Raw genomic sequence first — 13167 nt, 5'->3', positions numbered from 1 at the left:
CGGGCATTGTTGGAAATAATAGCTCGGTGTGCCCCTGCGGGTCGATTTCTTCAAACAATTTCGGCAGCACTGACTTGTCGAATACCGGCTCCTAGCTGGCCGCCGCCGTCGTGACCGCAAGAACGATTGCGCCGGCGCCTGCTAGAATTGCCGCCGCGAGCATCATGATCACATCCCTTGCGGGCCGCGGTTCATCGCCGCCACCCCGGTACGGCAGATCTCGACCAGCCCGAGCGGTTTCATGATGGCGATGAACTGATCGAGCTTGGAGCCCTTGCCGGTGATCTCGAAGATGAAATGCTCGGTGTTGGCATCGATGACGCTGGCGCGGAATGCATCGGCGAGCCGGAGCGCCTCGACGCGGGCTTCGCCGGTGCCGGCGACCTTGACCAGCGCGAGTTCCCGCTCCAATGGCCGCTCCTGTCCGAATTCCTGCGACCGCACGGTGAGATCGACGACGCGGTGCACCGGCACGATGCGCTCGAGTTGGTGCTTGATCTGCTCCAGCACGTGCGGCGTGCCGCGCGTCACGATGGTGATGCGCGACAGGTGCTTTTCGTGCTCGGTTTCCGAGACCGTCAGGCTCTCGATGTTGTAGCCACGTCCGGAAAACAGGCCGATGACCCGCGCAAGCACGCCCGGCTCGTTGTCGACCAGGACCGAAAGCGTGTGGTTCTCTGGTTTTTCCGTCTCCTTGGCGATGAAATAGGCGGAGCCGGTCGGTTGCAACTGTGCGTTCATGACATGAATCTCGATTTCAAACTTTTGCGCTAATCTGCTGTTTTCGCACAGCTTCCTTGAACCAGACTACACCAGTTCCCTACCCTTGGCGTCGATCGCGTTGGCGACAGCTTCGTCCGTCGCCTCGTCCGGCAACAGCATCTCGTTATGCGCCTTGCCGGACGGGATCATCGGGAAGCAGTTGGCGAGCGTCGCCACGCGGCAGTCGAACAGGACGGGCTTCTTGACCGCGATCATCTCCTTGATGGCATCATCGAGTTCGTCCGGCTTGTCGCAGCGAATGCCGTGGCCGCCATAGGCTTCGGCGAGCTTGACGAAATCCGGCATCGCCTCGGTGTAGGAGTGCGACAGCCGGTTGCCGTGTAGCAGCTGCTGCCACTGCCGCACCATGCCCATATACTGGTTGTTGAGGATGAAGATCTTGATCGGCGCCTCGTGCTGCACCGCCGCGCTCATTTCCTGCATCGTCATCTGCACCGAGGCATCGCCGGCGATATCGATGACCAGCGCATCCGGGTGCGCGATCTGCACGCCGAGTGCCGCCGGCAGGCCGTAGCCCATCGTGCCCAATCCGCCAGAGGTCATCCAGCGGTTCGGCTTCTCGAAATGATAGTGCTGCGCCGCCCACATCTGATGCTGGCCGACCTCGGTGGTGATGTAGGTGTCGAGGTCCTTGGTCAGCGCATAGAGCCGCTGGACGGCGTATTGCGGCATGATCACCTCGTGGTTCATCTTGTAGGCGAGCGAATCGCGCGCGCGCCATTTGGCAATCTGCTCCCACCACGGGTGAAGCGCTTTCTTGTCGGCCTTGGCGGTTGCCCGCCACAGCCGCACCAGATCCTCCAGCACACGCCCGACATCGCCGATGATCGGCACGTCGGTATGGACGTTCTTGTTGATCGACGACGGGTCGATGTCGATGTGGATCTTCTTCGAATTCGGCGAAAACGCCGTCAGCCGCCCGGTGATGCGGTCGTCGAAGCGCGCACCGATGCAGAGCATGACGTCGCAATCGTGCATCGCCATGTTCGCTTCATACGTGCCGTGCATGCCGAGCATGCCCATCCAGTTCTTGCCCGACGCCGGATAGGCGCCGAGGCCCATCAGCGTCGAGGTGATGGGAAAGCCGGTGAGGTCGACCAGCTCGCGCAGCAGATGGCTCGCCTCCGGGCCGGAATTGATGACGCCGCCGCCCGAATAGATGATCGGCTTTCGGGCAGCCCCCATCAGCTCGACCGCCGCCTTGATCTTTTCCAGATCGCCCTGGACCTTCGGTTGGTAGCTGGTGCGCGGCGCCGTCTGCGGCGGGACATAGATACCCCTGGCGAACTGCACGTCCTTCGGGATGTCGACGACGACCGGACCGGGGCGCCCTGTCGTTGCCACATGGAAGGCCTCGTGGATCGTTGCCGCGAGCTCGTTGACGTCCTTGACCAGCCAGTTGTGCTTGGTGCAGGGCCGCGTGATGCCGACCGTGTCGCACTCCTGGAACGCATCCGAGCCGATCAGCGAAGTCGGCACCTGGCCGGTCAGGCAGACCAGCGGGATCGAGTCCATCAGCGCGTCCTGCAATGGCGTCACCGCATTGGTGGCGCCCGGCCCTGAGGTCACCAGCATGACGCCGGCCTTGCCAGTCGAGCGCGCATAGCCTTCCGCCGCGTGGCCCGCGCCCTGCTCGTGGCGGACGAGGATGTGCTCGACCTCGTCCTGCTGGAAGATTTCATCGTAGATTGGCAGAACCGCGCCGCCCGGATAGCCGAAAACATGCTTGACGCCATTGTCCTTCAGCGCCTGCACCACCATTTCGGCACCCGTCATTTCGCTCCTTGGCATTTCAGTTCTTGGCATTTCGCGCCGCTCATTCTGTCCACTGCTCATCGTTCTGGTCCCGTACTGTTCGCCATCTGGCGATTGCTCGTCGTTTAGTCGTGTTTCGGGCAATAAAAAAGGCCCCCGAGGGAGCCTGTGTCTTGCGCATGGGAGGTCACCGCCCGGCGGTTACACCGCCTTGCCCACGCGCTTTCCTACGAGAATGAGTGCCTTTTTCATGGTGGCGGACAATAGAATTGGTTTGACGCCGCTGTCAACGGCGAATGTGCACTTGGCCCGACGTCGGCACATCCGCCCATTATGCACCCGCGCCGCCTTTCCGCCGCGCGGGTGTTCCGTTTCAGGCGCAGAGCACCACACCCCTCGCCTTGGCCCAGCGCTCGATGATCTTGCGCTCCTCGAGCGAGGCGAGACGATTGCCGAAACCGCGCACCTGCACCGCACGGTTTTGCGGGTCGAGTTCGATCGTCAGCAACCGCTCGATCTTGCCCAGCGCCGAGCGCCGCAGCACCCAGATCGAGGCATTGCCGGCGATGCATTTGGCCGCGTATATCGAGACGCAATGATGCATCGCCCGGCTCTCGGCGACCAGATCCTCGGCTGTCTTCAACTGACGGACGAAGAAACGCTCGCCATGCGCCTTTGCCTCCTTGGTCGACGGCTGCCAGTCCCAGTCGTCCAGGCACGAGCCGTCCCAGGCGCGACCCTGCGACTGCGTCCCGGCAGTACGCGTGGTCCGCCCGGCAGCGCGGCGGCGCATTGCCTCGATGCGTTCGATCGCGGCAATGTCTCGATGCCATTCCAGCATCTGCCGACGCAGCGAGGCAAGCGTGCGACCCTTCAGGCTGTACGCCGCATCGCGCTGGTGCACGGCGCCGATATAGTCGCAAAGATCGTCGATCTCCTCCTTCGACGCGGGTTGCCCGCAGAAGAACCGTGTCACCTCGCGCCAGAAGGCCAGATCGTTACGTGGCGTGCGCGCGATTTTCGACTTGGCAAGTCGGGCCGCCAACCCGGAATCATCCGTGTAGGACCGGGCGATCACCACCCAAAATGCCTCGTCGAACGTGAAATCGCCGGGCAAGTTCAAGAAGCAATGCACCTCCTTGCGAGACAGCCACGCACAGGCGCCCGCCTTGTAAAGCGAGTCACCACGCGCCACTGCGGTATACCAAGCCTTGCGAAGCGCAATCTCGCCGGCATTCAACCCCGAGCTGTCCAGCCAGATCCCCTCGAGCGCGGCTGTAACCGGGTAGCGCGCATAGAGATGGCGCGCCGCGGCCAGCCGCAGCCGCGCGGGGTCGCGCGTCTTCAGCTTTGGACGCCACAGCGCGCCGTCGCGGATCGCCATGCCGGCAAAGCCCCGACGTGCCTCGTCGAGCGCCCGCTCGAAATCCGGAGCGGGACGCGGGACAGGAAAAACCCGCCGCAGCGTTACGGCATATGCTTCAATGCGTTCGCGCTCGGCATCCTGCCTGCGCTGGATCATGGACTTTGCCATGGCCGTTCTTCCTGATTGGAACCCTGTCAGCCGCACGCAATTCCAGCGTCGGCACGGAATGTGTCGATCTGGATCGCCGGGTCATTGACAGGTCTCCTTTCAGGACGACGGATCAGAATGGGCGGCTTCTCTAAGCTCGCCGCCAATTTGACGCAAGAGCTATTCTTTCCACGCCCGCGATGGTCTGACGGGTGTTGCAAAGGTGCATCGTTGTCGCCATCAGCGTGTCCGGCCGACGCGTTTCCAGTAGATGAGGGTGCCTGTGAGCCCGCCATGCGGCTTCAGCGCATAATCCGGTATTTCGCCGGCCAGCGTGAAGCCGAGCTTTTCATAGAGCCCGGAAGCCCCCTCCTCTTTTGCCGTGTCGAGGACCAACAGCGTGCGGCCTTTCTCCACAGCAACGGCTTCCGCCGCCTCCATCAGGCGGGTTGCGATGCCCTTGCCGCGGTAATCGAGGCGGATCATCAGCTTGGCGATCTCGGCCCGGTGCGGCTGGTTGGGAGGGCAGTCGAGCAGCAAGGTGATGGTGCCGACCAGAGCCTCGCCGTTCCAGGCCCCAAGCACCGCCCTTTCGCCTCTGGCGGCCGCCTGAAGCGACTTGTTCCAGAAGGCCGCGGCCATCTCCGGCACCAACGGATGCATGAAGCTGACCGAGCCGCCGGCAGCGACTGTCCCGATCAGCAGTTCCGTCAGCATTTTTTGCGTTCCGTCAGCATTGCTGAGTGGCCTGATTTCGATCGAACTCATGTCGTTCCCCTGTCGCCGTCCGTCAGTCGAAACGACTGGTCCGCTTCCGCTTCCTGGCCCGCCGGATTTCCGCGATGCGATCGGCGTCTTCCTCTTGCAGATGTCGCCCGCGTTCCAGCAGTTCGAGCGTGTATTCCTCATAGGTCAGGCCCAGCCGCTCGGCCTTGTGCAGCCGCATCAGCATGATCTCGCGGCTCGGCACTTTCCATGCCTGGGCATGGGCGGTCTGCCAGGCAAGAAACACATAGGGGTCGCCCTTGCCCCAGGGCGGACCGTCATAGTCGTCGAGCGGCGGACCGCCATTGTCGCAGCGTTTTGGACGGCGCGCCTTCACCTCAGCTCCTGGCCAACGCAACCAGATAGTCGGCGGCGTCCGGCCCCGGAGCGTGAAAGACGCAATCGGATGGCGCGCCGAGCGCCAGGCAGTCGCCCGGTTCGAGCCGGTGAACGATGTCTCCCTCTGTGAATTCCAGCCGCCCGGAGATCAGCCATATCTGTTGCCTGATGAAGGCATAAGACGCCGCCGGGAAACTTACCTTGGCGCCGGCCGGCAACTGGATCCGGATCAGTTCGAGGGGCATGTCCGAAACCGGCGAAAGATGCCGCCGCACATATCCCGTAGCCGGATCGCGCCAGAGCGGCTGGTCACGTTCGCGAAGCAGGCCACCGCCCTGCAATTCCGCCCTTGCGATCAATGTGGACAGCGTCATGCCGAAGGCGGCCGCAATACGCACAAGGAGTGCCGCCGTCGGGCTGGTCATGCCGCGTTCTACCGTGCTCAGCATGGCTTTCGAAACATCGGACCGCTCCGCCAGTTCTGCCAAGGACCAGCCTCGAGCCACTCTTTCGGTATGTATTCTTCTGCCGATGGTCGAGGAGATGTCGTTCGCTATATCATCCATTAATCCAATATATCGAAATTCTTCTACAGAGCAACGGCCGTTTCATCCAGTTTTCGCAAACTCCTTAATGTCCGCTAAACCATCCGGCCTCATCCCACCTTAACCCCGTTCGCCTAGGCTCATCGCTTGGGAAAAGGGGACCGGCGTATCCATGCTCGTTGAACGCGAAGCCTCCATTGGGGAACCGACTTTGCTGGAGCGCCGCAGGGCGGAGCAGAACGACAAGCGCATTCTGGGCAATGTCGTACAATGCGACGGCGCGCGCGCCACCATCAGCGCCTATGCCGACGATATCGAAGGCACGGTCACCGGCCTGTGGAGCGTCGGCAAGATGATCTCGATCAATCTCGGTACATCACGAACCGTCGGCCTGGTCTATGAAATCGGCAAGTCGGATCGTGCGTGGAGCAGCGAGGGCCAGAATCCGATCGAGGTCAGCATCGAATTGATCGGCGAGGTGCGCGACGGGGCCGAACCCGGCGCGAAGCCGATCTTCGACCGTGGCATCACAACCTACCCGCATATCGGCGCCATTGCCCATCGTATCCGCAGCCGCGACCTGCAGGCCGTCTACGATCTCGCAGGTCGTCATTCGATCACCATCGGCACGCTGTCGCAGGACGAGGCGATCGACGCCAATATCGCCATCGACGATACGCTGGCGCGGCATTTCGCCATTGTCGGCACCACCGGGGTCGGCAAATCGACCGCCGTGTCGCTGCTCTTGCGCAAGTCGATCGCCGCCCGGCCCGACCTGCGCGTGCTCATCCTCGATCCACACAACGAGTTCGCCGCGTCGTTGCCCGAATATTGCGTCAGGGTCGATTCGACGACGCTCGACCTGCCCTTCTGGATGTTCAAGCTAGAGGAATTTGCCGAGGTGCTGTTTCGCGGCCGCGAGACGGTCCCGGAAGAGGTCGACGCCTTGCGCGATCTCATCCCCGCGGCCAAGAACCTCTACCGCAATCCGAACTCCGGCAACTATCTACGGCGCAGCACCGATGCGCTGACCGCAGACGCGCCGGTGCCCTATCGCATTGCCGACCTCATCAAGCTGGTCGACGAGCGCATGGGGCTGCTGGAAAGCAAGAACGATCGCCCGACCCTCAGGTCACTGAAGACACGTATCGAATCGGCGGCATCCGATCCGCGCTACCGTTTCATGTTCAACTCGCGCCTGATCGAGGACACCATCCACGAGACGATCGGCAACATCTTCCGCGTGCCGCATCACGGCCGCCCGGTGACCTGCTTCGAAATGGCCGGCATGCCGTCCGAGGTGGTCAATTCCGTTTGCTCGGTCCTGGCGCGGCTGGCCTTCGACCTGGCGTTGTGGAGCGAAGGCCGCCTGCGGCTGCTCTTCCTGTGCGAGGAAGCGCATCGCTATATGCCGGCCGATCCGCGCCTCGGTTTCGCGCCGACGCGGCACGCGCTGTCGCGCATCGCCAAGGAAGGCCGCAAATATGGCTGTTATCTCGGCGTCGTCACCCAGCGCCCGGGCGAACTCGACCCGACCATCCTGTCGCAGTGCTCGACGTTCTTTGCCATGCGGCTCGCCAACGAGCAGGACCAGGCGATCATCCGCTCGGCGATCGCCGATTCCTCGGCTTCGACGCTCGCGTTCCTGTCTTCCATGGGCCAGCGCGAGGCTATCGCCTTCGGGGAAGGCGTGGCGACGACGATGCGGATGAAGTTCGAAAAGCTCTCCGAGGATTTGATCCCCGGCACCGCCAGACGCGAGAATGCCTTGCCGTCCGAAACCGGCGACGAGGTCGACCTCGTGGCAATCGTCGAACGGCTGCGCAACGTGCCGAAATCACAACAGGCAATGCCTTTCGCGGAAGTCGTCGATCCGGGCCGGCAGGCCGGCGATTCGGACTATCGCAAGCCGTCGGCCGCACGCACCCAGCGAAACGACGATTTCGACTTGCGCTACGGCCTCAAGCCGGCGACCTTCGGCCTGCGTCCCCCAGAATGATTGAGCCGAGCGACTTTTAGGCAGCGCTCGCAGATATCAAAGCTGAGTTTCGATGGCTGTCTTGTCTATAACTGACCACACCTGGCGAATTTTCCCTCTCTGAAGCTCATAAAATACGTTCTCGGCAAACGAAATTCTCTTCCCGCTTACATCGAGCCCAAGGAACGTTCCCCTTGGCGCGCAGTCGAAGCTTAGCCGGCTCGCTACATAAGGCGGATCGGCAACCAATAGCTGAATGTTGAAATAAAGGTCCGGAATTTCGTCGAAGTCTCTCACCAACATTTCGAGATAGCCGGACAATCCGAGCTTGCGACCGTTGTGGGTCACTTCATCATGAACAAACCTCCCCAGATTTGGCCAATCCTGCTTGTTCAGGCATGCAATATAGCCTCGGTAAAGACCGGAGAGATCGGATTTAGTCACGGCAACACCTCTATTTCCGGCAAGCCCCGCAAAGGCAGCATCTCAGCTTGACGGGGTGATGTCGGTCTGCGTGCACCGGAAACGAAGAAAACGATACCAGACGGCCGGAATCACGAATTCAATGACGGAATTCAGGCACAGACGCGGTTGCGCCCTTGCCTCTTCGCCTCATAGAGCTGGCGATCGGCGCGGCGATAGAACTCCTCGGCGGTTTCCTTGCGATCCCAGACGGCAAGCCCGACGCTGGTGGTGATTTTCAGTCGGACATTGCCCGTCAGCACCGACATGTTGGCGATCGCCTTGCGGATGCGCTCGGCGAATTTGGATAGCAGCTCGGCGTCCATATTGGGCGTGACCACCGCGAACTCCTCGCCGCCCAGGCGCGCCACCACGTCGTGATAGCGTGTCATGTCCTTGAGACAGTTGGCGACCGCCCGCAACACCTCGTCGCCGACATCGTGGCCGTGGCTGTCGTTGACCTGCTTGAAATGGTCGAGGTCGAGGATCATCAGCCCTACTGGTTTCTCGATGCGGCGGAACTCTTCGAGATATTCCTTCAGCGCATCGTCGAAATAACGCCGGTTCTGCATGCCGGTGAGGCTGTCGGTGAGCGCCGCATGCTCCAGCGTCTCCGAACGCGCGCTGAGCGAAACGGTCATGGCGCGCAGCTTGCCTTCTTCCGTCGCCTGCTTTCGGATCAGCGGGTAGATGAAGAAAATGCCGAAGAACAGCGCAGTCGCCAACAGCACGCCCGTCGCAAACAGCAGCTTGTTGAGATAGACGATTTCATCGAGTTTTGAAGGCGTATTGCTAATGTCGGCGGCCAGGGTTTGCAGGAGCCCATAGGCGTAAAGCGTCACCAGGCCGGCGGCCAGGATCACAAAAATAAAGACGAAAAAGGCTGATTCCGCCTTGTGGAAACGCATCTGCTCCCCGTTGGAAAGTTCGTAGCGATCTTATGGCATGCGGGAACTTACGGACAGTTAACCTGGACAACTTCAACGCGAAATGTCCCCTCGGTGTCGACTTTTCAGGTTGCGCTCGAAGGAGGGAGTGAGAGCATCGAGTCGATCCCCCCATCAGGACGCAATCTCTGCCATTCCGGGCCCAATTGGTGCCTGAACCAGGTCGCCTGCCGTTTGGCATATTGCCGCGTCGCGATTTTCGCGCGCTCGATGGCCTCGGGAAAACTGAAGGCGCCGGCCAGCGCGGCCTGAAGCTCGCGAACACCGATTGCTTTCATCGCCGGCAGGTCGGGATCGAGGCCGAGCGCTGAAAGCTGTTTCACCTCGTCCAGTGCCCCCTCATCCAGCATGCGGTCGAAGCGGGCATCGATCCGCTCCACCAGAGCCGCTCGCTCCGGCTCGATGACGAAAAAACGCGCGCTGCTCCCGTCGATCAACGGCCGGCCACGCGCGGCCTGCCAGTCCAGGATGGAACGGCCCGACGCGTCGAGCACCTCCAGCGCCCGCACGATGCGCTGGCCATCCGTCGGCTTCAGCATCATGCCGGCCGCAGAATCCTCGCGCAACAGGATGCGGTGCAATCTCACTGCGCCCTGTTCCTGGAGCTCGTAGCGCCAGCGGTCGCGGATCGACTTCGGAATGTCGGGCATCTCCGAGATACCTTCCGTGAGCGCCCGGAAATAAAGCCCGGTTCCGCCGACGAAAATCACTGGCCGCTCCGAAAGCGTGCCGTCGTCGATCAGCTTTATGACATCACGCAACCAGGCGCCGGTTGAATAGGCGGTGGACGGATCGACGTGTCCATAAAGAAAGTGGGGGACGCGGGCGAGTTCGGCGGGACCAGGCCGCGCCGTCAGCACGTCGAGCACCGAATAGCCTTGCATGGAATCGGTGTTGACGATGACACCGCCATTGCGCTCGGCGAGGTCGAGTGCGAGCGCCGACTTGCCGCTGGCGGTCGGCCCGGCTATCAGGATCGCGTTCTTCAGGCGGCCGCCGCCCGCCCGTCCGCTGGAATTTTCGATGCCGCTGATCGCCACGCTTCTATCCCATCCCGCCGGCCGCGCATTGACGCCGACGCTAGCGAATATGGCCTCGCGGTCGGTCGGCGCAAGCGCTGTTCGCTGGCTGGCCGAAGGCATCGCCTGCGAGCTCGACTTGCCGGAGACCGCCGACGCTTCCGAAATAACGGCGCGCCTGCGTGCCGCGCTGGCTTCCGAACCGATCGACGTGGCCGTCCAGCCGGCCGAGAACAGGCGCAAGAAGATCCTGATCGCCGACATGGATTCGACGATGATCGACCAGGAATGCATCGACGAGCTTGCCGACGAGATCGGCGTCAAGGATCGCGTCGCCGCCATCACGGCGCGATCGATGAACGGCGAGATCGCATTCGAGCCGGCCTTGCGCGAGCGCGTGGCGCTGCTCAAGGGTCTCGATGCCGCAATCATCGACCGCATCATCGACAATCGCCTGACGCTAGCCTCCGGCGGCCGCACGCTCGTCCAGACAATGGCGGCCAATGGCGCCTGGACGGCCCTGATCTCCGGTGGTTTCGACATCTTCACCACCCGCATCGCAGCATTGCTCGGCTTTCACGAAAATCGCGCCAACCGCCTGATCGAGCAGGATCGCCGCTTCACCGGCCTGGTCGCCGAACCGATCCTCGGCCGCGCCGCCAAGGCCGAAGCCCTTATCGAGATTTCCGCCGGCCTCGGCCTGACGCCTGCCGATGCCATTGCCGTCGGTGACGGCGCCAACGATCTCGACATGATCCGTCTTGCCGGGATCGGCGTCGCCTTGCATGCCAAGCCGGCCGTGGCAGCCGAGGCAAAGATCCGTATCGACCACGGCGACCTCACCGCCTTGCTTTATCTGCAGGGTTATCGCCGGAAGGAATTTGTCGAATGACGCCGATCCGCACCGAGCGCCTGATCCTGCGCAACTGGGGAGATCGTGACCGCGAGCTCTTCCATCGCATCAATTCCGACGAGTTGGTCATGGAATTCTTTCCGTTTCGCCGCGACCGCGCCCAGGCTGACGCCAAGATGGAGGAGTTGCGCGCGGCTATCGATCGCGACGGCTTCGGCTTCGCGGCCGCTGAGATCGCAGCCACAGGTGAATGCATCGGCTTCGTCGGCATAACCGGAACCGATCATTTGCCATTCCTGCCGCGCGGCACGATCGAGATCGGCTGGCGGCTGGCACCCGAATTCTGGGGCCGCGGCTATGTCACCGAAGCAGCCGAAGCCTGGCTCACCTATGGCTTTGAAAGACTTGGCCTCGACGAAATCGTGTCCTTCGCAGTCAAGGATAACAGCCGGTCCACTGGCGTCATGGAGCGCCTGGGCATGATCGCCGACCCCGCCTCCGATTTCGACCGTCCCGGTGTTCCGGACAGCCACACCGCACTCAGGCGACATGTCTTCTACAGGCTGTCACGCACAGACTGGCAGGCAAGAAAAAAAGCGGCCCGCTAGCCGCCCTTTTCCTTTTAACATCAGAGCGTTGCAGGCTCTTCCGGACTCAATCCATCCGGATCGTAACGAACCGCAGCTCGCCGGTCTTCGACGCCAGCATCAAAAGCGCGTTCTTGCGCCCCTGCTCCTTCAGCGCGCCGATCCGGTCCATGACATCCTTGGGCGTGGCGACCGATTCCTGCGCGATCTCGGTGATCACCTCGCCCGGCTGGATGCCGCGTTCGGCAGCCGCCGAATCCTTGGAGACGTCGGTCACGACGACTCCGGAGACGTCGGCGGCGATGCCGAATTTCGTGCGCGTCTCCTCATTGAGCTCGCCGATCGTCATGCCGAGCACGGCAGCCGTCGAAACCGCAGGCGCCTTGTCGGCATCGTCCTGGTCGGCGTTGCCGTTTTCACCGCCGCTGGCAAGCTTTTCGCCGTCCTCGAGCCGGCCGAGCGTCACCTTGACGGTCTGCTCGACCCCTTTGCGCACGATGATCACGTCGACCGCCTTGCCGACCGGGCTCTCCGCCACGACGCGTGGCAGGTCGCGCATTTCATGGATGTCCTTGCCGTCGAACTTGATGATGACGTCGCCGGCCTGGATGGTGCCGTTGTCGACCGGCCCGCCCTTGATAACGCCGGCGACCAACGCGCCCTTGGCGGTCGCCATGCCCAGGCTTTCGGCAATGTCGTCGGTCACCGGCTGGATGCGCACGCCGAGCCAGCCGCGCCGCGTCTCGCCGAACTGGCGAAGCTGGTCGACGACGCCCGAGGCAAGCTGCGACGGGATCGAGAAGCCGATGCCGATCGAGCCGCCCGATGGCGAGATGATTGCCGTGTTGATGCCGATGACCTCGCCGCTGCTGTTGAACAGCGGTCCGCCGGAATTGCCGCGGTTGATCGCGGCATCGGTCTGGATGAAGTCGTCATACGGGCCGGAATTGATGTCGCGATTGCGTGCCGAGACGATGCCGACCGTCACCGTGCCGCCGAGACCGAACGGATTGCCGATCGCCATCACCCAGTCGCCGACACGCATCGTGTTGGAATCGCCGAACTTCACCGCCGTCAGCTTGTGCCCTTTCGGATCGACCTTCAGCACCGCGACATCGGTCTTGGTGTCGGTGCCGACCAGCGTCGCCTTGAGCGTCACCCCATCGGAGAAATTCACCTCGATGTCGTCGGCATCGGCAATGACGTGGTTGTTGGTCACCACGATGCCCTGCTCGGCGTCGACCACGAAGCCGGAGCCCAGCGACTGCACCTTTTGCCCGCCGCCGCCCTTGTCGCCGCCACGGTTCTTGAAGAAATCGTCGAAGAAGTCCTGGAAGGGCGAGCCCTCCGGCAGCTGCGGCATCGGCACTGCGCCCGGCCCCTCAGTGCCTTTAACAGTCTGCGACGTCGAGATGTTGACCACGGCGCCAAGCAGGCCGGCGGCGAGATCGGCAACCGAGGGCGGCCCGTCGGCTGCCATCGTCGGCGCCACGAACGACGGAACGGCAATGGCGCCGACCAGAAGCGCAGCGGCCCCGGCGATGAACGTCCGCCTCGCTGCACGCAGAAGGGTGGTGGATGTCATCGAAAGGCCTCCGGGTGTTCTGAAAAAAGCGCTTCG

The 13167-nt window shown here is 62.5% G+C and carries 13 protein-coding genes; 3 read left to right on the top strand and 10 right to left on the bottom strand.

Annotated elements, in window-relative coordinates:
* Positions 1-168: 168 nt before the first annotated feature.
* From ilvN to NKH90_RS19365, 6 genes are all read right to left on the bottom strand, one after another.
* Positions 169-741 carry an acetolactate synthase small subunit gene (gene ilvN / locus NKH90_RS19390; protein WP_023676680.1) on the bottom strand — a complete coding sequence of 191 codons (573 nt, stop codon included), beginning with the start codon at positions 739-741 and terminating at the stop codon, positions 169-171.
* A gap of 66 nt (positions 742-807) precedes the next feature.
* The gene (locus NKH90_RS19385) at positions 808-2559 is read right to left on the bottom strand and encodes an acetolactate synthase 3 large subunit (protein WP_352471629.1); all 1752 of its coding nucleotides are present in this window, start codon (positions 2557-2559) and stop codon (positions 808-810) included.
* A gap of 352 nt (positions 2560-2911) precedes the next feature.
* Positions 2912-4072 carry a PcfJ domain-containing protein gene (locus NKH90_RS19380; protein ID WP_352539572.1) on the bottom strand — a complete coding sequence of 387 codons (1161 nt, stop codon included), beginning with the start codon at positions 4070-4072 and terminating at the stop codon, positions 2912-2914.
* A 219-nt stretch (positions 4073-4291) separates the two neighbouring features.
* Positions 4292-4819 (bottom strand): GNAT family N-acetyltransferase, encoded by a 528-nt coding sequence (locus NKH90_RS19375; protein WP_352471627.1) that lies wholly within the window; start codon positions 4817-4819, stop codon positions 4292-4294.
* A gap of 22 nt (positions 4820-4841) precedes the next feature.
* Positions 4842-5153, bottom strand: coding sequence for a hypothetical protein (locus tag NKH90_RS19370; protein ID WP_352471626.1), 312 nt, complete (start codon positions 5151-5153; stop codon positions 4842-4844).
* A 1-nt stretch (position 5154) separates the two neighbouring features.
* Complete coding sequence (locus tag NKH90_RS19365) at positions 5155-5721, bottom strand: helix-turn-helix domain-containing protein (protein WP_352768935.1); 567 nt, start codon at positions 5719-5721, stop codon at positions 5155-5157.
* A 151-nt stretch (positions 5722-5872) separates the two neighbouring features.
* Here NKH90_RS19365 and NKH90_RS19360 point away from each other — a divergent pair, with 151 nt between their 5' ends.
* Positions 5873-7699: an ATP-binding protein gene (locus tag NKH90_RS19360; protein WP_352820447.1), complete on the top strand. Its 1827-nt coding sequence runs from the start codon at positions 5873-5875 to the stop codon at positions 7697-7699.
* 36 nt (positions 7700-7735) lie between these two features.
* On the opposite strand, the gene NKH90_RS19355 is transcribed toward NKH90_RS19360, so the two are convergent.
* The 3 genes from NKH90_RS19355 to miaA all read right to left on the bottom strand — a co-directional run bounded on the left by NKH90_RS19355 (position 7736) and on the right by miaA (position 10121).
* Complete coding sequence (locus NKH90_RS19355; protein WP_352539569.1) at positions 7736-8122, bottom strand: ester cyclase; 387 nt, start codon at positions 8120-8122, stop codon at positions 7736-7738.
* A gap of 131 nt (positions 8123-8253) precedes the next feature.
* Positions 8254-9048, bottom strand: coding sequence for a GGDEF domain-containing protein (locus NKH90_RS19350; protein ID WP_352501016.1), 795 nt, complete (start codon positions 9046-9048; stop codon positions 8254-8256).
* A gap of 104 nt (positions 9049-9152) precedes the next feature.
* A complete protein-coding gene (miaA, locus tag NKH90_RS19345) occupies positions 9153-10121 on the bottom strand; it encodes a tRNA (adenosine(37)-N6)-dimethylallyltransferase MiaA (protein WP_352820466.1) in 969 nt (322 codons plus the stop codon).
* Between miaA and serB the strand changes: the two genes are divergently transcribed.
* Together serB and NKH90_RS19335 are read left to right on the top strand one after the other, a co-directional pair.
* A complete protein-coding gene (gene serB, locus NKH90_RS19340) occupies positions 10111-10998 on the top strand; it encodes a phosphoserine phosphatase SerB (RefSeq protein WP_352820445.1) in 888 nt (295 codons plus the stop codon). The two genes, miaA and serB, sit on opposite strands and share 11 nt — an antisense overlap.
* The gene (locus NKH90_RS19335; RefSeq protein WP_352820443.1) at positions 10995-11567 is read left to right on the top strand and encodes a GNAT family N-acetyltransferase; all 573 of its coding nucleotides are present in this window, start codon (positions 10995-10997) and stop codon (positions 11565-11567) included. Before serB ends, NKH90_RS19335 begins: the two co-directional genes overlap by 4 nt.
* Positions 11568-11613: 46 nt before the next feature.
* On the opposite strand, the gene NKH90_RS19330 is transcribed toward NKH90_RS19335, so the two are convergent.
* Positions 11614-13131, bottom strand: coding sequence for a DegQ family serine endoprotease (locus NKH90_RS19330; RefSeq protein WP_352539566.1), 1518 nt, complete (start codon positions 13129-13131; stop codon positions 11614-11616).
* Between the last annotated feature and the right edge of the window lie 36 nt (positions 13132-13167).

The sequence above is a fragment of the Mesorhizobium sp. M0898 genome (assembly GCF_040319695.1).
GTDB lineage: Bacteria > Pseudomonadota > Alphaproteobacteria > Rhizobiales > Rhizobiaceae > Mesorhizobium.
The sequence above is the reverse complement of the archived record's forward strand: the minus strand, read 5'-3'. Positions and strand labels throughout refer to the sequence as shown.